This window comes from Acinetobacter sp. YH12239, assembly GCF_013417635.1.
Taxonomy (GTDB): Bacteria; Pseudomonadota; Gammaproteobacteria; order Pseudomonadales; family Moraxellaceae; genus Acinetobacter.
Genome location: NZ_VPDP01000001.1, coordinates 266,911 through 290,350, shown reverse-complemented (window position 1 = coordinate 290,350; position 23,440 = coordinate 266,911). Strand labels below are relative to the sequence as shown.

The window sequence follows — 23,440 nt, the reverse complement described above, 5'->3', positions numbered from 1 at the left end:
ATCATTAATAAATTAATTGACCCAGATCTTAAATTCAAATATTTTATTTTTATAACAATCATTATGAAATTATTTTCAAGGAGCGTTGGTCAATGAAATCTGAATCTCATCTGACTGAAACCGCTGTTCATTCTCCATCTCCTACAAAAAATCAAGGAAATTGGTTTGCTGTTATTACACTTTCCATCACCGCTTTTATATTAGTGACCAGTGAGTTTCTCCCTATTGGTGTGCTCAATGCAATCGCACTAGATCTCAACATTTCAGTCGGTACTGCTGGCCTGTTCATTACCCTTCCAGGCGTGATGGGTGCTTTCGCAGCACCGCTTATCTCAGTCTGGGTGAAGCAACTTGATCGACGCTATTTATTAATCGCACTCACAGCGGTCATGGTCATTGCAAATTTCATTACGAGCTATTCAGAAAGTTTCACTTGGATTCTATTGAGTCGCTTTTTCTTGGGTATCGCGATAGGCGGATTCTGGGCAACTGCAATCGCCTTAAGTGGTCGTGTTGCACCTCCTCACCTACCCATCGCCAAAGCAACAGCTATCGTCATGGCTGGCGTGACTCTGGCAACTGTGCTGGGTGTTCCGGTTGGAACATGGCTAAGTGAAATTTACGGTTGGCGTAATGCTTTTATGATCACCTCAGTGATTGGTGCCATTATTCTGTTATTTGAAATTAAATTCCTACCGAAATTACCGCCGACTTCAGCTATTCAATATAGTGATTTACCCGCATTGTTTCGAGATCCAAAAGCTCGTAAAGGGTTAATCATTGTTTTATTTATCGGATTAGCGCATTTTTCAACGTACAGTTACTTGGCGCCATTCTATAAAAATGAAGCAGGATTTGATGGTTCAACCATCAGTTCATTACTTCTTATTTATGGAGCAGCAGGCTTCTTAGGCAATGCATTCTCTGGTTATAGCAGCAATATCAATGTCCGCTATACGCTTTTTGCTGTTGCATTGTGTTTAGCGATCGTATTCCTTACATTCCCTGTTTATGCCAAATTCTTACCTAGTGCATATATTCTTACAGCATTATGGGGTTTTGCTTTTGGTGCCTTTCCTACGACAGCCAATATTTGGATGTTTTTACATGCGCCACATGCGGTTGAAAAAGGGATGCCTCTTTTTGTCAGTATGTTCCAAATCATGATTGCAGCAGGCGCATTATTTGGTGGTTTTATGGTAGATCACTTCAATACCAGCACCTTAATTTACAGTGTATTGATTTTTATCTCTTTAGCTGTAATTGCTGTATTCACACATAGTCGAGGATTAAATAATCCTAAAGCTCAGCAATGTACATCAATTAATTGAGTTGAGTTGAGTTGAGTTGAGTTGAGTTGAGTTGAGTTGAGTTGAGTTGAGTTGAGTTGAGTTGAGTTGAGTTGAGTTGAGTTGAGCGTAATTTTTTACGCTCAATCTTTCAATAATTCTATGAGATTTAAACTCACTTCGTTGGGTGAAATTAATTTAAGGAATTAACGCACTCAATTCTCAACCATCATTCAACTCGATCAATGCACCAATCTGGTGACATTTGCACAAAAATAACGAATCTTTTTCATGAAAAATCCATTAATTATCTTGTCACACTATTAACCTCACCTAAATTATATATTTATCATTATTTATTAGTTGGCATACACAATGCATTCATTATGATGAGTCTATCGTTTAACGCTAGTTATTCGATTTACTTGAAAATAAAATCAAACATGAATGGTAAATACAATGAATAATTCAAATCCAACAACTTTAAAAGAACTTACATTAAATGAAATTGAAGCAGTATCTGGTGCAGGTTTAGTGACTAATTTGCTTGGTACTGTCGGGTCTCTTGTAGGATTAAAAGATCCTTTAGTGAAAATTGGCACTGGCGTAAATGAAACACTTAATGGATCAATTGATTCATTAGGATTAGGTGTATTAAAAGGCGTTGTAGACACGCTGGTTTAATTAAAAAAAATTCCTATGATCAATAGATTTTTTAATCTTTCAAATCACTCATCAAAAGGCTCATGAATGAGCCTTTTGATTGATAACTTACAAGGTTTTTCACTTATGAGTTTCTATCATTTGATTGTTTAACTGACATCAAAATCTATCATCAAGTACATGAATCGTTGCTCGACACTAAATTTTATCAAATAAATACATATTTTTAAAAATCGCTTTTTTTTGAATGATATTCATGCCAGAACAATCATCATTTAATCCTTATTGTTAAAATTTAGAATGATGTTGAAATCAATAATTTCATCAGCAATTTCTGTCGCCATACGTTCATGAGAAATCATAATAACCGTTTCAACTCGATCTTGAATAATTTTTAAAATTTTCGAACTTGTTTTCTCATCTAAGGCTGCTGTAGGTTCATCTAAGATCAGAAGCTCTGGTTGTTTTAATAATGCACGAATGATGTTCAATCGTTGTTTTTCACCACCAGAGAAGTTTTTATAAATTTCTTGTATATCATCGTCTAACTCAATTTTATTTTTTTCCAACAAATGAAGTAAATCAAACTCTTTTAGCCAATGTTTAAGCTCCTCATCAGAATATTTGATCTCAGTATTTTGAATCAAATTTTGTCTTAATGAGCTTGAATATACGATCGGAGTTTGGCTGACCACAGCAATCTGATCAAATATCTTTTCTGAAAATACTGAAGTGATCTCTAAATTTCTAAAGAATAGTCGTCCAGATTTGATCTTTTCTATTCCCACCAAATAATTAAGAAAACTTGATTTTCCAATACCTGTTCGACCTTGAATTAAATATATTTTTCCACACACGATGTCTAAATTAAAATTTTCAATCGTCTGCTGACCTAGATCAAATGTCACATTTTGAAATGAATACCCCACCTCACTTTCTTTCTGTTCCTCAGCTGTTAGATCATTCGTACTGAATGACTCATGTTCCAATTCAAAATATTCTAGGTACTGATCAATAGCCACAATATGACCCTTCAAATGAATGATATTTTGAGACATCATCATTAAAGGAATGGTTAAACCTATAATATAGGTACTGACTAAAACAAAATCACCTGAACTAAAACTTTGATATTCAAACATATAGACTGATAAAACCATGAATACCAAAAGAAAAAATGACACAAATAACAGTTGATATATCATGAGATACTGAAGTTTTTTATAGGTATCCTGAGTCTTTATTTTATAGTCATCGATTCTGCGGCTAAACTCTTCAAATTCGTAATATTTCGAATGACTGAGTTTGATATCATAAGTTTGTTGTAGTTTTTCAATCACAAATTGATTCAGTTGATTTCGAGCACCATACATAATCGTAAAGATATCTTGTGTCTTAAAGGTAATGATGAGCGATAAAGCAACTGTACAAGCTGAGAATACGAAAAAATACACACCAAATTCAAGATTGATCGTATTTCCGAGCACATACACCATACCTAAGATTTTAAATACCGTAGGTACAATAACAAAAAATATAGTAAAAATAATTGTACCAAGTGCTTCGCTGCCACGAATTAGATTTGCATTAAATACACCGATATCTTGTTGACGTTGATCTTTTAATTTCAAATCGAGAAAATTAAATACACCAGCTTTAAGCATGGATGCATCAACATTTCTGATCATCATAGACATGGCAAAATTATTTACATTCTTCATCCCCTCATTGATAAACCAAGCGAGTGCATAAGCCACGGCGAATAAATAGAGCAGATGAATTTGAAAAAAGTCTTGAATCGAATAGTAATGATCAGGCTCACTGGTCTGGTCAATCAGCAACTTAAACAAATACGGTAAACCAACACTCGTACCAATAATTAAAATTTGAAGTATGGCTAAAACGAAGAATACACTTAATCCATTTTCATCATGTTGACGGAATAACATCCACGCCTTTTTAAATTGTTTAATCTTTTCGGTCATCATTCTTGAAATTAGTTATTTTTTGTGATGATTATTTTAAACAATACTAATCAATAAGTTTGGATATTGATCGTAGAAGCTTTGTTCTTATAAGGTAGCTAATCGTTGATTCTAATGTCTAAACTAAGTTCAATCAGCCCAACTAACGATATTTACCATAAATACGCCACGTGTTGTTATCCGCCAATGGATCGCTATATGAGTCATTTCGTTGCTTACGTGGTTTATCGCGAGCATCAACCAACTCGAAATGAGGCTCAACACTTAAGACAATACCATTTACATAAAATCGTGTTCGCGTATATTCACTTTGTCCATGCTGAAATACATAAGTTCTTAAATCTATAAATTCGCGATGCGCAACTAATGCAGCAGTGTCATCATGATCCAACCAGCGACTCATTGCTAAAACTTGTTCAGGTTCAAACTGCCCACACTTCTCTAACACACTGGCAATACCACGAAAAGTCTTTGATTCCTTTGCACGTGTTTTATTAATGCGAATTCGATCTACATGAAAATAAAACAGCGGTAAATTTAGATGACTCGGTAAATGAATGGCATCTAAAACCTCGTCTTCCATAAAAGGTTGAAATAAATCTTGTGCCCTTTCGATTAGACCTGTCCACTGCTGGTAATATGCAGCAACTTGCTCTTTGGTTCCATAATAAATGGGTAGACCTTCGACATTCGCAAGATCGACAGGTGGCCAAATATTCTGTCTCAGTAACGCAATATCACTTTTTAAAATTTGAACTGCGATAGCATCTTGCATAGAAAGGCTCATGAAAATTACTTAGGCTATTTTTAGATTAAGTGAAAGGTTTAGTTTATGCAAGCCTTTGCCTATAATAGTGCTTGAATTAAGTTATTTATTAGGAACAATTCATGGTTCAAAAGATTCAAGCGACTGATGTCACTGAAGAAGAAGCATTGAATGCGATTTTCTTCGAACGTGCTGATGAATTTATTAAGCAAGCCAATGAATTTTGCCGTGTTGAAAAAGGTTCTACTGTTAAACCAGCCGATGCTCGTGGTCAAGTCAGTGCTGCGATGCTATTTGGTACTGCTCGTTTTAACACATGGGTTGCTGCCAATAACTTTAAAGATGGCAATGAAATGCGTGATGCTAAAGAACAAGTGATATCTTATATCATGCAACAGTTTCATATGATGCTTGAAGATAATTATGACGAATACTGCGAACAGTTTGAGAACTACCTTCGCTTCCGTCGTAATGAAGAGTTTCATGCAAATAAACATGACCACGAACATTAAATAGATTTGCATTGTGTGCATTGAGCCTCCTTTAGGGGGCTTTTTTAATGCTTAAACTCTAATATTCAAACGAAAATGCAATTCAAAAATTGATCAATTTCTCGTATGTTATTCTTATTGATGACTCAACTAAGGATAGCGATGAATCAACTCAACTTTCCCATCGTCGATGCTCATATACATCAATGGGATCCTTATCACACACCGCATGCTGCCGCTTTAGCTGTTAAGCTTTTTGGAAAACATCCGAAAATATTGGATAAAGTCGTTCGTCTCGTAAAACCTAAAGATTTAATTGATACAGTAGGACTTACAGATTACATCACAGCACCCTATTTACCAGCGGATTACCACAAAGACATTGGACACTATACTGTGAGCCGTGTTGTACATGTCGAAGCCAGCTGGCATCATCAAAAAGGGACTGGCGTTGTAGAAGAAACGCAATTTATTCAGCAGCTTCCTTTTTCTCAAGAAAATATCAAATTGGCTGGAATCGTTGCAACAGCTGATCCTCGCGAAAGCAATTTCAAAAAAATTCTTAAAATGCATAAAAAGGCATCTCCGCATTTTCGTGGTATTCGAAAAATGGCTGCACATCATGAAGATCCCGGAATTCATGCTTGGAACGATGATCCCCATCTCTACACTGATCGAAAGTTTTTAAAAGGTTTTGAAGCCTTAGCCCAGTACAATTTAAGCTTCGATGCTTGGGTTTATTCTAGCCAGCTTAAAGATGTTATTGCTTTGGCAAAACGTTTTCCTGAGACTTCGATTGTCTTAGACCATTTAGGCACACCAGTAGGTTTATTCGGCCCAGTAGGTAAACACACAGGAATCACCCAAACTGCGCGAGACAATATCTATTTCCACTGGAAAGAAGATCTTGCTGAATTAGCTCAATGTCCGAATGTATATACAAAAATGTCTGGACTCTTCATGCCAGTTTTGGGTCATCAATTTCATACACGACGAACCTTAGCATCTAAACAACAAATCATTGAATTGGTCTCTCCTATGATTATTCATGCTTTACAATGTTTTGGGCCTTATCGTGTCATGTTTGCATCCAACTTCCCGATGGATAAAGTGAGCACATCACTCACAAATATCATTGATGCCTTTAGCGACATTGTCGCTGCCTATAATTCAGATGTTGTTGAACAGATATTTTGTAAAAATGCGCAGCAATTTTATAAGCTTTAAAAAAAAGGCTCATTCACGATCGAATGAGCCTTTTTGAATCGTACTTTGTGGTTCTAAGTTTTAGGCTTTGAAATCATTTCAGGTTGTGGTTTACCATACTGATCTGCCATAACTTCAACCAAAAACTCAGGCTTAATATATTTTTTGATCACTGCATCTATATCTTTCTTTGTCAGTTTTGCAAATGCCTGATCTCGCTCTAGTCTTGAAAGCTGTGTTTTATTTTGCTCAAGCTGACTGTTCAATCCACGATGAATACGGCGCTCATCCTCTAAATTCGTGACACGCTGTTTCATAATATTGGCTTTAGCCGCTTCAAGCTCTTGCTCCGTCACACCATTCTTTAATAAGTCAGTGAATACTTTATGCACACCTTGAGAAACTTGAGCTGATTTTCCTGCTGCATAATTAGCACTTACACCTAGAGCACCAGCATTGATAAAATTATCCAAACTCAAACTACTTCCAAAGCTGTAAACCAACGCATTTTTTTCACGTAACTCCATGGCAAGGCGTGATGATAATTGTGACTCGCCTAGAATATGGCTCAACACATATAATGCTTCTGCATCAGGATGATTATTACCTACTGGAATGGCAATGACCGCTTGATAATTACCAAATTGACGCTGTTCAGCCAGCGCATGAACTTTTTGAGCAGGATAATCTATATGACTGCCCTGCAAACGTTGGTATGGTTCTTTTGTCTTAGACTGACCTAAAGATGAATTCAAATATTTCAGAAGGGCTTTGTCATCAAAATCACCAGTCACCGATATTTGACCATTTTGAGTTGTAAAATACTTTTGGTACAAAGCTTTAATTTGATCATTGGTGATGGTTTCAATTTGCTGCTTTGCTAGCTCAGGTTCAAAATGATATCGCAAATCACCTGGTTCATATCGTTCTACGATTCTAGCGATAGTCAGTCCCGCAACAGTTTCAGGCTCTGTATATGGTCGATTTAATGACGATAATGTTTGTGATTTGATCAGGTCAAACTGACTTTGCTCAAATTTCGGATTATTCATAACGTCGACAATAAACTTGAAGAATTCTGGAAATTTTTCTTTCTTCGCAGATACGTTAATCACAATACCATTATCAACAGCTGAAGCAGATGCTCGTCCACCAGCCTCGATTGATTTGTCTGCAATATCTTGCAGGCTATACTGCTCAGATGCTCTCAATAGCAAATAAGACATAAAGCCTAGTGCTTCACCTTGATGCTTGAGTGATTGTGCTGTCCCAAAATTTAAAGATATCGATGCGTAAGTTTTGTCATCGCGTGTTGACGTTGGGAATAGTGCATACTGCATCCCATTTTTCAAAGTACCACGCTTGATTTTTTTCTCTAACTTTTCAACATACTGTTTGGAATTTTTTAGGTGCTCAGCCACTTCAGCTTTATACACAGCTGGGTCTTTTAAAGGCTCTTCTTGAGTTGTCACTTGATCTAAAGTTTTTGATTCTTGCTCATGAGCGTCTAGCTCGAGTGCCTTTTTTTGATCCTCAGGCGTAGGTTGTATGTCTCCCGAAATGCGATGCTCAGCAACCAAGAATTGATTTATTGCCTGATTAACCTGATCGACATTTAAACTTTGTATCTCTGCTTGATCTTTAAAATATTTTGTCCAATCCCCATTGGATGAAACCACATAATCACTAATGAAACCACCCACAGAAGAGGCATTGGTCATCATGCTCTCTTGACCATTTTTAATCATGTTTTTGACACGATTTAATTCTGTTTCATTAAATTGATGCTTTTTCTCAATTCCTTTTTCTAGAGACAGGGCAACTTTTTTCTCGTCGTGATTAGGAGCATACACTGCCCCCATAAAAACAAGATTAAAATCAGGTGTTAACCATGTCGTCGATTGAACCTGTGTAGCTGTACCTGTTTCTACAATATCTTTGTACAAATGACCACTAGGTTGCATTGTAAATAAATAAGGTGCTAAAGCGAGTGCGGTCTGTGTTTTTTGCTGGGCGCCATTGAGATAAATATTGTATTTACCTAAATCACTTCCCTTTTGCACGATAAATTGACGCTCTTTAATCCTGGTCGAATCAAGCATTGGAACTTGGGTTGACTCAGGAATTTGACGCGCAGGAATTTGATTAAAATTTTTATCCACTGCTCTCAGAATATCCGCTTTATTAAATTTACCTGCAATCACTAGAACTGCATTATTCGGTGCATACCATTGTCGGTAAAATTGATTCAGTTCCTTCATGTTGATTGACTGAAGCTCAGTTAAATCACCAATCGGTAGACGACCTAGATACTGATTTCCGTAAGCAGATTTCCAAATTTGATCCATCAATACTGAAAAAGGTTGATCCATTCGAACCTCACGCTCTCGTTTTACGATTGCGATTTCTGACGGAACAAATTTTTCCTGAAGTACGAGCTTATCCATTCGCTCTGCCTCCAGATACAACATTTCATCAATGGCTTTTTTTTCTGGACGGATGACACTCATATACTGGGTAGAATAGTAGTCAGTCATCGCATTACTCATGAGCGTATGCTGATCTAGACGACGTTGAAACTCATCTCCTTTTACATTTTCTGTGCCTTTAAACGCGAGATGCTCAAGTAAATGTGCTAAACCACCTTTACCTTGTGGGTCATTCAAAGCTCCCGTTAAATACACCATATTCATAAAAATTTTATTTTCTTTAGGTATCGGTGCCAAAATTACCCGTAAACCATTTTCTAGTTTGTATTCTTCAATATTTTGTTCAGTCTTGACCAAAATAGGTTGTGCTAAACCGCTAGAACTGACCGCAACGATCATTAAAGTAAGTGAAAGTTTTTTAAAACGAGTTAGCATTGTTCTTCCAATTATTGATATAAAAAAATTGATCACACGACTGCTAAGGGTGTGATCAATAGGGTTTATGTTTTAAAGGTAAATTTCAGCTTTCATATAAAGTTTGGCATAGCCAGAAATTTCAATTCTTTGATTCTCTTTAAGCTGGCAATACAACACGCCACCTCTTTCTGAGCTTTGAAAAGCAATAAGTTCTGTTTTATTCAATTTCTCAGCCCACAAAGGTGCTAATCCTGTATGCATAGAACCTGTTACAGGATCTTCATTGATGCCTTTATGTGGTGCAAAATAACGTGCCACATAATCATATTGTTCTGAAGCTGCAGTTATAGCAATATCGGGATGATCGGATGCTGTAATGCAGGTACTGACCTCATATGCTTCAGCAATTGCATTAATATTGGCAAAATTAGGTTTGGCATCAAGCACATCTTGTTCACTTTCCAAGACTAAAATATAAGCTTGTTGATTTAGATAAATTTCCTTGATTGGGCGATCGACCACTTCTTTTAATAATTCAGGAAACTCTTCAGTTAAATGAGGGATTCGAACTGGGAAATTCATTGTGATTTTTCCATCGTCTTGTCGCGTGATGGTAAAAATTCCTAAATCTTTAACATGAAATTTAATGTTTTTCGCTTGAGTATACTCATTAAAAAGTACATAACTGCTCGCTAAAGTGGCATGACCACAAAAATCGACTTCAACTTTAGGTGTGAACCAACGGATTTCATAATTTTCATCATCAATAATTTTAACAAAAGCCGTTTCAGCCAAATTATTTTCAAATGCAATATTTTGCATGAGTGATGTATCAAGCCATTCTTCATTGACCACTACAGCTGCAGGATTCCCCTTAAACAACGCTGTAGTAAAGGCATCAACTTGATACATTTTCATAAATACACCCTAATATTTCCAAACTTCTAATTGAGAATAATAATCTTTTATTATTTCAAATCATAGATTAATTTCACTCTTGACTATAAATTATTGCTTCACAGAGATTCGTTCATGAACTGTATATTTCTAATGATCTTCCATAAAAAAACCCTCACATGAGGGTCTTTTACTATTTACGCTTTTTGAGCGCTTTCTTTAAATCTTTTAACTTAGATTCATGTTTAGAAATTTTCTTAAGTCTCGATTTAATTTGATCTTTTAAATCTTTAATTTTTAACTTGGACTTATTCGCCATATCTTATCTTCCTCGTGTCATTCACTTTAAATTGTTAATGCTTGAATTTACTGACAAGAATGGGGTTTCATCCCTAAATTCCCATTCAATTCATGATTAATGGATTAACTATTTTGTTGATCTAAATCAGATTGCTGTTGTGATTGTTGACGGGACTGTTGCTGATTCTGCTGCTGTTGATCTTGTTGCTGTTGCTGCTGATTCGGTTGTTGTTGATGTGGCTGTTGACCTTGTTGACGTTGCTGGTGATTTTGTTGCTGTTGCTCATTTTGATCTTGATTGTATTGATTACTCATTTCATATCTCCATGATTATCAGTTTTTTGATACTGATCTTAAATTCTTTTTCACTTGAATTAGAATTAGACCAGTACAAATAACCATAAACCTTTTGCACGAAACTGCGAGCATAGAGCTGTATCAAAATACTGCATCGTAACTTCCATTGTGTAAGCTATTTAAATTTCAGAGGATTAAAATTGATATATGTTACGAGGCTTACAAGGCTCTCTAATTTGTTTACTTGTATTAACGTGACTTATTCCTCTAGTTTTAAATAAGGATATGGATTTGTAGCACCACTCGTTAAATAAATCCCATAATGTAAATGCGGAGGTGTATTGATCGCATTGCCAGTATTTCCCACATATCCTAATACTTCACCGACTTCAACCCAGTCACCTTCTTGGATGTGTGCTGCATATTCATCTAAATGTGCATAGTAATGGCGACTTAACTGAGGTCCTACCACCCAGACGACTTTACCTCCCAAACTATTTGTGCCGATACGACTTACAATACCTTGTGTTGCACTCAATACAGGCGTACCTCGTTTGGCAAAAATATCAATTCCTTGATGTGTACGACCATTTGAACGTGCCGCGCCCCAAGTATCTGCTAATTGAGTTTCTTTTACGCCTTCAACAGGTATCGCTAATGGCACTGTCAACGCTTGCTGTTGAAGTTTCCAGTATAAATATGGATATTGTATTCCTGCTGTTTCGCCTGAAGTTGGGGGCTGACAAGCAGTAAGCATCCAACTGATTGCAATGAGTGATCCGATACTCCTTTTTTTCATATACAACCCAACATCTTAAATTGATTTAAATTTTAGCATCTGATCGACGTTTGCATTGTATTGATTAAATTAAAAGCACTTGTCAGAAACCAATAAAAGCCTGCTTATACCGATTAAATCGTCAGAATTACATATTTTTTTTGATCAATACGATACTTTCTTTTTTGAATCACGCATAATAGTCACCAATTCCCCTATTTATTTTGTTTGACTTCATTGATCGAATCCTCAGATCAATTCAGGATGTTCATAAATTCTTGATAAGTCAGACCTTTCACTATTTGCACATTATTGAAGTTTTTATATGAAAATCGTCATTCTCAATAAACCTTATGGCGTTCTCTCCCAGTTTCGTAAAGACGAAGCACATATGACAATGTCTGATTTCGTTAACGATCCGACTTTACGTCTTGCTGGACGTCTAGACATGGACTCTGAAGGTCTAGTGTTTTTAACCGACCATGGTGGTTTAAATCAGTACATTACCAACCCTGCCAATAAGAAATTTAAAACTTATTTGGTTCAAGTTGATGGTGATGTGACTGAAGAGGCTTTAGAACAGCTTCGTAAAGGTGTAGAGCTTAAAGACGGTATGACTCTACCTGCAAAAGCTGTAAAAGTTGAACAGCCTGAGTGGTTATGGGATCGTGATCCTCCTGTTCGTTTCCGTGCTTCTGTACCTACTTCTTGGGTTGAAATTTCGATTTGCGAAGGTCGTAACCGCCAAGTTCGACGTATGACTGCAGCAGTGGGTTTCCCAACTTTACGTCTTATTCGTACTAAAATTGGATCAATTGACTTAGTACAGATGGGTCTTGAATCTGGCGAAACTAAAGAAATTGAACCATTACTTTATCCTGACTTTCAAAATGTTCCTGCCGAAGAGCCATACCGCTCACGCTCTTATGTGAAGAAACCAGGCGGTACAGGTGGCAAGCCGATTAATAAGAAAGTCAATAAAGATGGTACTAAGAAAAAATCGGGTACTAAACGTATTTGGCAAATGGAAGAACATGAGAAACCACGTCGTAAGACCAATGGTACTACTCGCCCAAATACAAAAGCTCCACGTGGACGCGCACGCTAAGCTCAAGCTATTGTATAAAAAGTAAAAAGGATGCGATTGCATCCTTTTTTTATACATAAATTAACTTAAATAATCTCTCGTTTTAAGTACACTTTTTCAATTATTTGCTTACTGTGAGTTGATATTTATGAAAAAATTTACACTTGCTCTTTCAGGTTTTGCATTTTCAACATTCACTTTGGCAAATCCTTTAAGTGTTCATGTGCTTAATCAAGAAACTGGTCTTCCGTCTTCTAATATTGCAGTTACACTTGAAGCGCAGCAGGGTGAAAAATGGATAAAGCTCAACGAAGCAAAAACGGATGAAAATGGTCGTATCAAGGCTCTATATCCAGCCGAAACAGATCTTCAAAAAGGTATTTACAGAGTAACTTTTAAAACTGGCGACTGGTTTAAAGCAAACAACAAGCGTACTTTCTTCCCAGAAGTGCCAGTGGTTTTTGTAATTGATGGTAGTTTAGATCATTACCATATTCCGTTGTTACTAAGTTCATATGGTTATTCAACCTATCGGGGGAACTAATGTTTTTTGTTAATCATTTATGACACAAATTTAGCTCACATTATGTGAGCTTTTTTTTTCTTTATTAATTTTAAAAGTTTAATTATCCTATTCAAAAGAATAAGGATTTCTTATGAACATAAAAAAAGCTTTCCTAAAGGCTATTACGCTTCTTTTATTTTTATCAATTCTTTACTACTTCTTTTATGCATTGAATGAAAACAAGTTATCGCACTATTGTGATAACTATATTTGTCTTGAAATCTTATCTTTAGCTGAATTTCTTGGGATAATCACAGCTTGGATCAGCCTATATTTCGTACTGAAGTCCCTAGAATCATGGAAAGATGCCTATAAATTCAATAGAACAATTGAAACTTTATCCAAGTTTGAAGAACTCAAGATTATTTCAAATCAATATCACACCATCTTATACCAATTAAAAAACTCACTCATCCGCGCTAAAGGTCATGAATTACACAGCTCATTTGATTTAGAAGAGCAAAAATACGAAGATAAATTCAATAATCTGTATTACTACGACAAATTAATAAATCTTCAACAGTGGCTTAATCAAGAAAAAAATGTGAACAAGCATAAAGATTTTAAAGAAGTTTTAAGAACTTTTGAAACTGCTATAGATTCTGCTCATAGACTTGTTTCAGAAGCTCATTTAAGTGAGGTAAATTATGGTCAAAATTACGCTACAGAAACCGACATAAACAGAAGAAAAGAATCTATAAAAAAGGTTCAAATTGCTTTTGAAAAATACACAAAAGACAAAACAATATTTGAAAAGCGTTTGGAAGTTCTAAGACGAAAACTGGAGTTATGAAAAACCCATAGCTAAGCATGGGTTTTTCATGAACTTTATAGTCTAAGTAAATTAAGCTTTAAGCCATTTCTCAACTTTAGATTGATCCGAAACCTTAAGATCTACTTCAGTGAGTTCACTAGCACCCGATTGAACTTCAAATTGCATTAATTCATCACGACGGAAAGCATGCACATTAAAAGTACCTTCCAATTTTGCATACTTGTCGAGTTGCTTAGTGGTCGCCTTTAAACCATCAACTGCGATGATAATATCATGAGCAGAAAGCCCAGCTTTAACACCAGCGCCATCACGACGAGCAGACTGAATTAATACACCTTCAGGTTTATCTACAAGTTTTAAACCAAATGGTAAAGATTTATCATGCTTTAAAACATAGTCTAAGCCAAATTCAGGGAACAATTGATCAAGCGGTAACTCATCCGTGGTATTAATCAAATGATTAATTTGTTCAGACCAATCATCACCTGTTAATTCTTGGCATAGTTCATAGATGGTACGTTCATGAACCTGTATACCCTTTTGCGCATTTTCATACAGCTTACGCATTAATGCATCAAGACTTGAACCTCTTAAACGTAAACCTAAATCTAGACACAGCGCTACTAAGCAACCCTTGTTATAGTAACTTGTGCCAGCATTGTTAGAGTTTTCATCTTGACGATAGAATTTGACCCATGCATCAAAACTTGACTCTGCAACAGTTTGAACAAAACGACCTGGATTTTGCAAATAACGATCGATCTGCGCCTTTAACAACTTCAAGTAAGATTCCTGAGAAATCACACCACTACGAAGTAGAATCAAATCATCATAGTAGGACGTAAAGCCTTCAAAAATCCATAACAAAGAGGTATAGCCTTCTTTGTCTAAATCATAATTCACAAAATTTTCAGGGCGAATAAATTTCACCAACCATGAATGAAAATATTCATGGCTACACAACCCTAAGAAACGCTGATAATCAGCGGAAGGTTCAAAAGGCTCATTGGACTTAGGTAGATCATCACGTGGAGAAATCAAACTGGTTGAGTTCGGGTGCTCTAAACCACCATAACTGTTACCCGTCGCGATGGTCATAAAAGTGTAGTTTTCAAATGGTGCTGAACCAAACATGGATATTTCTGTCGCACAGATTTTTTCAATGTCTTGTTTCATACGTTCGACATTCATCGCATGTTTGCCAGAAACCACAAACTCATGCGGAATACCATTTGCTTCAAAAGCAAAACGAGTTTGATTTGCAAGCTCAAACGGTGCATCAATCAATTCAGCGTAGTTTTTTGCCTTAAGCGTATAGCGACCACGCACTAAACTTTTAGATGCCAATCCTGTAGCGAGTTGGAAATGTTTCAATTCATCTGGCAAAAATAACTCAACTTCTACCGCTTTATCTTCTTGTCCTTCTAAACCTAAACATGCACAAGCAGGATTCACATATAAGCGTGTTTCATCAACATAAGCACCACGTACTGAGAGGTCGTATGCATAAACGTCGTACTCAACCGTAATCAGCTCAAAATCAGTATTAAATAACTGCCACTTATTTTTTTCATTTTTACGAATCTTGAGTATTCGACCATCTTCATCATAGGCACGAACAGACTCAATATGTTTAGAAAACTCTCGAATGAGATAACTTCCAGGAATCCAAGTTGGCAAGCTCAATACTTGAGTTGGTTGAGCAACGAAACGAACAGTAACGTGAATGAGATGCTGACGAAAGTCGTCAAATTCGATCTGATAATGCAACATAATGTCTTAATTGAGAAACTATAGAACCAACTTGTATTTAGATTAGCATTTTTTTACTTGGAGTTGCGCGATTCGTATTAATTGTCTACAAATCTGACTAGAGTTTCAGAAAAAAAAGGCATAGCATGCGGTGTGCTTGATGATCTATGCCATTGGATTGGCTTATATAGGTAAACCCGTTGAAACTCTACTCTGCTCTACTCATAATTTTTAGTTTTTTTATAGTAAATATCACACATGCTTCCTTGTTCGAAGTTGCACCAGAAAGTTTAGAAGCTGAAGCATGGACTGTCTTAGATCCACAATCAGGTCAAGTCATTACTGAACACAATAGCCATGTCCAACGTGCACCAGCTTCGTTAACCAAAATGATGGTGGCTTACATCGCGCTGAAAGACATTCAAGCGGGTAAAATTAGCAAAAATGAAGTTATCACTGCCACACCAGTTGTCAATGTAGTTCAATGGGATGAGTCTCAGATGTATCTGAAGCCGACTCAACAAATTACGATTGATCAGCTTTTGGCAGGCTTAATTATCATGTCTGCCAACGATGCTGCTGTCACATTGGCTGAACGAATTTCAGGATCAGTGCCTGCATTTGTTCAACGCATGAATCAAGAAGCCAAAGCACTTGGCATGAAAGATACAAACTTTGCCAATCCCGCGGGCATTACAATGGATATGCACTATTCAACAGCGCATGATTTATCCGTGCTCGCACAAGCACTCACCAATGAAACACCCGATTACCTTGACTACTCGAAACAGCAGAGTTTTACTTACAATCAGCATTTTCACCGTGCAACGAATATCTTACTTAAACAAGATGCTACTGTTGATGGTTTAAAAACAGGGTTTACTCGTGCTGCAGGCTATAACCTTGCACTTACAGCCAACCGACCAACTCAACAATTTGACCTCAATCAAAGGAGACTTATTGTTGTGGTACTCGGTGCTCAAAGTGGCTTTAAACGCGCTGAAATCGCACATCAACTTTTAAACCTATCCTATGCCTATACACGCAATGAAATTGCAATTAAAAATAAGCAACTAATTGCTGAACTCCCTGTAGTCGCATCTACCTTAAAAATGTTCAGAGTCGAAACTAAAAAGCCAAGTATCGTGACGACCTCTTTGTATAACGCGAATCAAATGATTGATATGCGTAATTTTGACAATCAAACTCATCGTTTGATTCAAGCAGATGCTTTTGGATTCACTTCAGCTCTTGAGCCTTTACAGCAAACTCAAACGCATATGAACGTCGAGCTACTAACACAATCATTAACCGCACCTATTGCGCAAATTCAGCAGTTGGCACGTATTCATATCTATCAAAATAACCGGCTCATTCAAACGGTATTGATTGAGGATGAACTTCAAATTGATGAATCATCATGGTTTGAAAGTATTTTGAATTGGTTTAAACAATTATTTAGTTTCGGATCTAGCAGTGCAAATCAAGCAAAAATCTATCCTTTAAACTGATTGCAGTTTTTTATTGTAAATCTGTAACTTGTAATACAAAAAGAACAATTCTTTTAAAAAAGAGATGGCATATTAAACCCCATCTCTTTTTTATTTATGACGCTATAAAAATAGGAATATTAAATGTCGAATCTTCATCATATTGTCATTGTGGGTGGTGGTGCTGGTGGCTTAGAACTAGCAACACAACTGGGTGATACGCTGGGCAAATCTAAAAAAGCAAAAATTACATTAGTTGACCAAAAGCTTACACATATTTGGAAACCACTCTTACATGAAATTGCAGCAGGTACGTTAAGCCCTAGTGATGAAGAAACAAACTATTTTGGTCATGCTGCGAAGCATCATTATGAGTTTGTATTGGGTAAATTCGAACAATTAGATCGTAAAGCCAAGACCATTCAATTGCTCAAACCTGTTGCATCGACCTATGACCAATCTACTGATCATTTAACGCTAAGTTATGACACTCTTATTCTGGCGGTTGGTTCGGTTTCCAATGATTTCAATACTTCAGGTGTGCAAGAACATTGTCACTATTTAGATAATCCGAAACAGGCTGAACAGTTCCAGCAGCATCTACTTCATCTTTATATCGAAGCTCAAAATAATAATGACCATCGTGAGCTGCATATTGGCATTATAGGTGCAGGTGCAACTGGCGTTGAGCTTGCAGCGGAATTAGTTCAAGCCAAACAAAACTTCTTTAAATACGGTCTTAATAAAATTGACCCTAAAAACGTCAAAATTTCACTAATTGAAGGCGCGGATCGTATTCTACCGGCTCTTTCTGAAAAAATGTCAGACCACAGCACTAAGCAGCTTAAGCGCATGAATGTGGATATTTTAACGTCTAAGCGTGTCGAAAAAGTGGATGCTGATCAAATTTACTTTAATGATGGAAGTTCAATTCCAGCACAATTAAAAGTTTGGGCTGCAGGCATTAAAACTCCAGCAGTGATTCAAAACCTAGAAGGCTTCGAAAAAGATCGTATGGGTCGCCTACACGTATTTGCAACACTCCAAACAAAAGCAGATCCGAATGTTTTTGCTTTCGGTGATTGCGCATACTGTATTTTAGATGCCCGTGAAACAGCTTTAGGACCGCGTGCGCAAGTTGCAAGTCAACAGGCTGCTTTCCTCGTTGATGCAATGAAAGCACGAATTTCAGGAAAATCACAACCGATGTTCAATTTTTCTGACAAAGGTTCACTTGTATCTTTAAGTGAGAATAAAGCAGTCGGTGAATTACTTGGTCAGGTCAATGTTCAAGGATTTGTGGCGAAGTCGATGTATGTATCGCTTTACCGACTGCATCAAGCCACGATTTATGGTTATGCACAGGCAGGGTTACTCACAGCCAAAGATTTTGTGACCAGAAAAATAGCACCTAAAATCAAATTGCATTGAAAAATCTCAAAGACGCCCCAATGTAATATTTAAGCGTTATAAATTATCGAAACTGCATTTTTTTTAGAAAATTGTCTACAAAAATTGGTTTTCACTTTATGATGTACCCTTAAAATATTTGAATGGATCATTAACATGACAGTTATTGCAAATGACCTTGTGGTTTTATTTAACTATAAATTGACTAATGCAGAGGGTGAAACTCTCGATCAATCTCAAGGTGAACCACTTGCATATTTGCAAGGCGCTGGCAACATTATCCCTGGCTTAGAAAAAGCAATGTTAGGTAAAACGACTGGTGACAAATTCACAGTAACGATTCCTGCTGCTGAAGCTTATGGTGAGTACAACACTGATTTAGTTCAAGAAGTACCTAAACAAATGTTCCAAGGCGTAGACAACATCGAAGCTGGTATGCAATTCCAAGCACAAACTGATGATGGCGTTCAAATTGTGACTGTTAAAGCTGTTGAAGGCGAAAACGTAATCGTTGATGCTAACTTCCCGCTTGCTGGTCAAGACTTAACATTTGATGTTGAAATCGTCGAAATCCGTGAAGCAACTCAAGAAGAGTTAGATCACGGTCACGTTCACGGTGTAGGTGGTCACCACCACTAAGATCTACGGATTTTAGGACAAAAAGGTGAAGCTTCTGCTTCGCCTTTTTTTTATGCAAAAAATTACAATGCTTAACGATTTAAATGATTCAAATTCTTATAATTTCCTGAGGATATTTGGATATTAATCATATGAATCTCATTTGGTTTCGTCAGGATTTAAGAGTTAGGGATAACATGGCGTTAATGGAGGCAAACCGGCATGGGAATACTTGTGCATTGGTGATACTTTCGCCTGAACAATGGAAATTGCATGATGATGCAGTGATTAAAATTGACTTTTATCTTCGCCAACTTAAATCACTTGAAAGTGAGTTAAAACAATTCAATATCCCACTTGTGGTGGAAATCGTGCCCCGATGGGACGATGTACCAGCTAAAATATTAACTTTCGCAAAAAAATATCAAATTACTGCGATACACGCCAACATCGAAATCGGCGTGAATGAGTTGAATCGTGATGCGCAAGTCCAGACCTTATTAGAATCGCATCAGGTGACTGTCGAGTATTATCATGACCGCACAATTTTCCGACTTGGATCAATTCGTAATAAGATGTGCCAGCCTTATCAAGTTTTTGGTGCTTATAAACGTGCATGCTATGAAATCTTGAGTATCTCTGTTCCTCAACCACTCGCTGTACCGAAAGTACAACCTCATGAGCTTATACAACGCTTTCTTACCTCCAAAATTCCATCGATATATGATTTTTATCCTGATGCTCAGGTTAAATATCAATGGCCTGTTGGAGAGTCATTTGCACTACAGATGCTCGAGAAATTTGTTGATGAGAACTTAGAGCCCTATAAACTACAACGCGACTTTCCAAACATTGATGCTACCAGTCAATTATCACCGTATTTAAATCTAGGAATTATTTCGATTCGACAATGTTTGGCTGCAATTTTTAGTCGCTCAAATGGCAGTTTTCATCTCTACTCTGATGGTCAACAAACTTGGTTAGATGAGTTATTATGGCGAGAATTTTATCAACACATCCTATTTGATTTTCCAAGATTATCGAAATATCAACCATTCAATTTAAATACGTCTAATGTGCCATGGCGTGATGCACCCGATGAATTAAATGCTTGGAAATTTGGACAAACGGGTATTCCAATTGTGGACGCTGGAATCCGTCAAATGCTTCAAACAGGTTGGATGCACAATCGTGTCAGAATGATTGTCGCCATGTTCCTTAGTAAGAATTTGCTCATCGACTGGCGTAAAGGCGAACAATGGTTTATGCAACATTTGATAGATGGGGATTTAGCGGCAAATAATGGTGGCTGGCAATGGTGTGCTTCAACAGGTACAGATGCTGTACCTTATTTCCGTATTTTTAACCCCATTAGTCAATCACAAAAATTTGATAGTCAAGGTGATTATATTCGCAAATGGGTACCTGAATTAGCTCATCTTGATGCGAAAATCATTCATGAGCCTTATGCTAAAAATCCGAACCTTAAACTCAATTATCCAAAACCTATTGTTGATTTAAAGATGAGTCGACAGCGCGCATTAGCTGCTTTCAAATCAGCCTAACGAATGCTCGCTCTAAATTTTGTTTGGCTTGATTTTCTAAAGTGTCATGAAAATATGCTGTTTTATAAATGGATTCCATTTGATAAAAGCTATTAAGAACTTCATTTCGTTTTAGTGTATAAATTTCAGAGGGTACCCAACTGAATTCTTGATGAATTTGCTGCTGATATTCTTCAAAACGTTTGGCGTTTGAACCGAGAATTGCAAGATCAATATCAAGTAAATAGTTAAGGTCTGAATCAACTGAAGCACGATGCTCTTTGGTCGCTAATATCCACTGATAAATTTTCTCACATCTCCTCATCTCCATGTGGGGAGATATGATGTTCAACATCATATCAGCACTTTGTTGTTCATTATCGTGTGCCTTAGGCTCATAAATGACATCATGAAACCAAAGAGCTATAGAGACTGATAAAGGATCTTTTAAATTTGGTAGAACCAATTGTAAGTGATCCATACATTCAACGATATGCTGCACTGTATGATAGTGACGATGAGGCTCACTGTAATGAACTTCTAATCTATCAAGAATAGATATGGAATCCTCTGAGGATAGTTCAAGCTGTTGTGCAGTAGCGGCCCAGTATCTTCTCAACTGGTTTAAGTATGAATCAATCATCAGACACCTTGCCCCGCTACCGCCTATTTATTTTTAAGCCGCCTGCTCATCACGTTTAAAAATGAGCTCACCTTTCAAAGAACTTTCAGCATCGAAATAATAGCCGTCTGTATTGAATGATTTAAGATCATCCACAGTATTAGGTTTATTTTCGATAATATAACGTGCCATCAATCCACGCGCTTTTTTAGCATAGAAGCTTATCACTTTATATTTCCCATTTTTCTGGTCTAAAAACACGGGCTTGATAATTTCAGCTTCAATTTTGCTTTCTTTCACCGATTTATAATATTCATCGGATGCGATATTGACCAATAAATCACTCTTGGCTTCTGATAAATCTTGGTTGATCAATTGGGTAATTTCATCTCCCCAAAATTCGTAAAGATTGTGACCGCGTGGATTTGCTAATTTCGTGCCCATTTCTAAACGATAAGGCATCATCAAATCCAGTGGTCGAAGTAATCCATAGAGACCCGATAGCATTCTTAAATGGCATTGAGCATATTCTAAATCAGCTTGCGTAAGCGAATACGCATCCAGCCCTGTATAAACATCCCCCTTAAAAGCAAAAATTGCTTGGCGTGCATTTGATAAATCAAAATCTGATTGCCAATCTCTAAAACGCTCCACGTTAAGATTCGCAATCTTTTCACTCACACTCATTAACTTGGCGATTTCTGAAGCAGACAATTTACGACTTACGTCTATAAGCTGTTGTGAGTGGTCAAGCAATCTTGGTAAAGTATGTTCATCAGTTGGAAGTGTAGATTCATAATCTAATGTCTTAGCAGGAGAAATTAAGGCAAACATAGAAACCTGATCAAAAAACAATTAATCAAACTATAACAGTAGACTTATTTTATTTCCAATTGTGTTTTTTTTAATTATTGACGTTAAAATATACGATTCTCCTGCACGTTAATCGGTATTTTTATGTCTGAACTAATGTTCATTCAAGGCCCTGTTGGCAAAATTGAGGTTTTTGTAGATTATCCTCAGTCTGAAGTAAAAGGATTTGCGGTCGTTTGTCACCCTCACCCGCTTCAAGGTGGTACTCCTCAGCACAAAGTTCCCACTCTGCTAGCTCAAATGTTTCTTGAGCGTGGTTATATCGTTTATCGTCCAAGTTTCCGTGGATCAGGTCAAAGTGAAGGGGTTCACGATGAAGGATTTGGTGAAACAGAAGATATTTTAGAAGTCATTCGTCAAGTACGTGCAAAACACCTTACATTGCCTTTCTATGTTGGAGGCTTTAGTTTTGGTGCACATGTGATGGCGAAAGCATATCATGCACTACCTCCAGAAATTCAACCTGAACAAGTCATTCTATGTGGTTTACCAACAGCTACAGTTGCTGGTATCCGTCACTATGTTACTCCGGCAATTAAAGGTGATATTCTGTTTATTCATGGTGAAGCAGACGAAGTCACTTTATTGTCTGATTTAATTGAATGGGCAAAGCCTCAACGCCATATTATTACAGTGCTACCAGGTGCTAATCACTTCTTCACAGGTTATTTAAAGCAACTTCGCGTCGCGATCACTCGCTTCCTTACGGCTTAATATAAATATTACGTGTTTCAGAAAAACCCAGTGTAGATTCTTTACATTGGGTTTGTTTTATTCCTCGTTAGGATTTCCACTCTAGCGATTGGAACGACTCGTCTTCTCTTAATGTCTGCTCTACTGCTTGCGCAAGTTGCTTAATCACACTCTGCGTCTCAATTTTTTGGAACCAATCCTGTTCCTCATCTGCATGCGCACTTATTTCACATACAAAATGTCCTTCGCCATCTGGTTGATTACAGTTCACTCCTAAAGCGATTGGGTGATCAGAGATACTGACTTCCAATTCATGCGGATTCGTATTTTGAGTGTGAAATCCATGTTGCACTAACTGTTCAGATAACAATGCTGTAACGTAAGTTTGTGCATTATCATGAGAATGACTTGAATGAGCCTTAGCGTATTTCGTTTGATCAACTAAAAATTGTAATTTTTTCATTTCCTCGTCCAAAGGCTTTTTAATTATATA

The 23,440-nt window shown here is 36.9% G+C and carries 23 protein-coding genes; 12 read left to right on the top strand and 11 right to left on the bottom strand.

Annotated features, from left to right (window positions below):
- Positions 1–92 precede the first annotated feature (92 nt).
- Together FTV17_RS01335 and FTV17_RS01330 are read left to right on the top strand one after the other, a co-directional pair.
- Positions 93–1,331: an MFS transporter gene (locus FTV17_RS01335; RefSeq protein WP_179997849.1), complete on the top strand. Its 1,239-nt coding sequence runs from the start codon at positions 93–95 to the stop codon at positions 1,329–1,331.
- Between the two features lie 417 nt (positions 1,332–1,748).
- Positions 1,749–1,973, top strand: coding sequence for a hypothetical protein (locus FTV17_RS01330; RefSeq protein ID WP_179997848.1), 225 nt, complete (start codon positions 1,749–1,751; stop codon positions 1,971–1,973).
- A gap of 254 nt (positions 1,974–2,227) precedes the next feature.
- Here the strand turns inward: FTV17_RS01330 and FTV17_RS01325 are convergent, their stop codons facing one another.
- Together FTV17_RS01325 and FTV17_RS01320 are read right to left on the bottom strand one after the other, a co-directional pair.
- Positions 2,228–3,937 carry an ABC transporter ATP-binding protein gene (locus FTV17_RS01325; protein ID WP_179997847.1) on the bottom strand — a complete coding sequence of 570 codons (1,710 nt, stop codon included), beginning with the start codon at positions 3,935–3,937 and terminating at the stop codon, positions 2,228–2,230.
- Positions 3,938–4,079: 142 nt separating this feature from the next.
- The gene (locus tag FTV17_RS01320) at positions 4,080–4,712 is read right to left on the bottom strand and encodes a hypothetical protein (protein ID WP_179997846.1); all 633 of its coding nucleotides are present in this window, start codon (positions 4,710–4,712) and stop codon (positions 4,080–4,082) included.
- A 113-nt stretch (positions 4,713–4,825) separates the two neighbouring features.
- On the opposite strand from FTV17_RS01320, the gene FTV17_RS01315 reads away from it, so the two are divergent.
- Positions 4,826–5,215 (top strand): DUF3144 domain-containing protein, encoded by a 390-nt coding sequence (locus FTV17_RS01315; RefSeq protein WP_179997845.1) that lies wholly within the window; start codon positions 4,826–4,828, stop codon positions 5,213–5,215.
- A gap of 141 nt (positions 5,216–5,356) precedes the next feature.
- Positions 5,357–6,421, top strand: a complete 1,065-nt coding sequence (locus tag FTV17_RS01310) for an amidohydrolase (RefSeq protein ID WP_179997844.1) — start codon at positions 5,357–5,359, stop codon at positions 6,419–6,421.
- Positions 6,422–6,474: 53 nt separating this feature from the next.
- On the opposite strand, the gene FTV17_RS01305 is transcribed toward FTV17_RS01310, so the two are convergent.
- From FTV17_RS01305 to FTV17_RS01290, 5 genes are all read right to left on the bottom strand, one after another.
- Positions 6,475–9,264: a pitrilysin family protein gene (locus FTV17_RS01305; RefSeq protein WP_179997843.1), complete on the bottom strand. Its 2,790-nt coding sequence runs from the start codon at positions 9,262–9,264 to the stop codon at positions 6,475–6,477.
- A 72-nt stretch (positions 9,265–9,336) separates the two neighbouring features.
- Positions 9,337–10,164 (bottom strand): PhzF family phenazine biosynthesis protein, encoded by an 828-nt coding sequence (locus FTV17_RS01300; RefSeq protein ID WP_179997842.1) that lies wholly within the window; start codon positions 10,162–10,164, stop codon positions 9,337–9,339.
- Positions 10,165–10,336: 172 nt separating this feature from the next.
- Positions 10,337–10,462 carry a hypothetical protein gene (locus tag FTV17_RS15460; RefSeq protein WP_257219857.1) on the bottom strand — a complete coding sequence of 42 codons (126 nt, stop codon included), beginning with the start codon at positions 10,460–10,462 and terminating at the stop codon, positions 10,337–10,339.
- 104 nt (positions 10,463–10,566) lie between these two features.
- Entirely contained in the window at positions 10,567–10,758 is a 192-nt protein-coding gene (locus FTV17_RS01295) for a hypothetical protein (RefSeq protein WP_179997841.1), read from the bottom strand.
- A gap of 241 nt (positions 10,759–10,999) precedes the next feature.
- Positions 11,000–11,539 carry a M23 family metallopeptidase gene (locus FTV17_RS01290; RefSeq protein WP_179997840.1) on the bottom strand — a complete coding sequence of 180 codons (540 nt, stop codon included), beginning with the start codon at positions 11,537–11,539 and terminating at the stop codon, positions 11,000–11,002.
- A gap of 304 nt (positions 11,540–11,843) precedes the next feature.
- On the opposite strand from FTV17_RS01290, the gene FTV17_RS01285 reads away from it, so the two are divergent.
- The 3 genes from FTV17_RS01285 to FTV17_RS01275 all read left to right on the top strand — a co-directional run bounded on the left by FTV17_RS01285 (position 11,844) and on the right by FTV17_RS01275 (position 13,963).
- Complete coding sequence (locus FTV17_RS01285; RefSeq protein ID WP_179997839.1) at positions 11,844–12,626, top strand: rRNA large subunit pseudouridine synthase E; 783 nt, start codon at positions 11,844–11,846, stop codon at positions 12,624–12,626.
- A 127-nt stretch (positions 12,627–12,753) separates the two neighbouring features.
- Complete coding sequence (gene uraH, locus FTV17_RS01280) at positions 12,754–13,149, top strand: hydroxyisourate hydrolase (RefSeq protein ID WP_179997838.1); 396 nt, start codon at positions 12,754–12,756, stop codon at positions 13,147–13,149.
- Positions 13,150–13,261: 112 nt separating this feature from the next.
- Positions 13,262–13,963 carry a hypothetical protein gene (locus FTV17_RS01275; RefSeq protein WP_179997837.1) on the top strand — a complete coding sequence of 234 codons (702 nt, stop codon included), beginning with the start codon at positions 13,262–13,264 and terminating at the stop codon, positions 13,961–13,963.
- Positions 13,964–14,014: 51 nt separating this feature from the next.
- On the opposite strand, the gene FTV17_RS01270 is transcribed toward FTV17_RS01275, so the two are convergent.
- Entirely contained in the window at positions 14,015–15,718 is a 1,704-nt protein-coding gene (locus tag FTV17_RS01270) for a M61 family metallopeptidase (RefSeq protein ID WP_179997836.1), read from the bottom strand.
- Positions 15,719–15,897: 179 nt separating this feature from the next.
- Here FTV17_RS01270 and FTV17_RS01265 point away from each other — a divergent pair, with 179 nt between their 5' ends.
- The 4 genes from FTV17_RS01265 (at position 15,898) to FTV17_RS01250 (ending at position 20,780) form a co-directional block, all read left to right on the top strand.
- Complete coding sequence (locus FTV17_RS01265) at positions 15,898–17,208, top strand: D-alanyl-D-alanine carboxypeptidase family protein (RefSeq protein ID WP_179997835.1); 1,311 nt, start codon at positions 15,898–15,900, stop codon at positions 17,206–17,208.
- Positions 17,209–17,331: 123 nt separating this feature from the next.
- Positions 17,332–18,618, top strand: a complete 1,287-nt coding sequence (locus FTV17_RS01260; RefSeq protein ID WP_179997834.1) for an NAD(P)/FAD-dependent oxidoreductase — start codon at positions 17,332–17,334, stop codon at positions 18,616–18,618.
- A gap of 135 nt (positions 18,619–18,753) precedes the next feature.
- Positions 18,754–19,236, top strand: coding sequence for a peptidylprolyl isomerase (locus FTV17_RS01255; protein ID WP_092767151.1), 483 nt, complete (start codon positions 18,754–18,756; stop codon positions 19,234–19,236).
- Between the two features lie 131 nt (positions 19,237–19,367).
- Positions 19,368–20,780, top strand: a complete 1,413-nt coding sequence (locus tag FTV17_RS01250) for a deoxyribodipyrimidine photo-lyase (RefSeq protein ID WP_179997833.1) — start codon at positions 19,368–19,370, stop codon at positions 20,778–20,780.
- On the opposite strand, the gene FTV17_RS01245 is transcribed toward FTV17_RS01250, so the two are convergent.
- On the bottom strand, positions 20,767–21,402 hold the full coding sequence (locus FTV17_RS01245) for a metal-dependent hydrolase (RefSeq protein WP_179997832.1): 636 nt from the start codon (positions 21,400–21,402) through the stop codon (positions 20,767–20,769). The two genes, FTV17_RS01250 and FTV17_RS01245, sit on opposite strands and share 14 nt — an antisense overlap.
- A gap of 33 nt (positions 21,403–21,435) precedes the next feature.
- Positions 21,436–22,215, bottom strand: coding sequence for a peroxide stress protein YaaA (gene yaaA, locus FTV17_RS01240; protein ID WP_179997831.1), 780 nt, complete (start codon positions 22,213–22,215; stop codon positions 21,436–21,438).
- Between the two features lie 123 nt (positions 22,216–22,338).
- Here yaaA and FTV17_RS01235 point away from each other — a divergent pair, with 123 nt between their 5' ends.
- Complete coding sequence (locus FTV17_RS01235) at positions 22,339–22,968, top strand: alpha/beta hydrolase (RefSeq protein WP_179997830.1); 630 nt, start codon at positions 22,339–22,341, stop codon at positions 22,966–22,968.
- Between the two features lie 67 nt (positions 22,969–23,035).
- Here the strand turns inward: FTV17_RS01235 and FTV17_RS01230 are convergent, their stop codons facing one another.
- Positions 23,036–23,410 (bottom strand): hypothetical protein, encoded by a 375-nt coding sequence (locus FTV17_RS01230; RefSeq protein ID WP_179997829.1) that lies wholly within the window; start codon positions 23,408–23,410, stop codon positions 23,036–23,038.
- Positions 23,411–23,440: the final 30 nt, after the last annotated feature.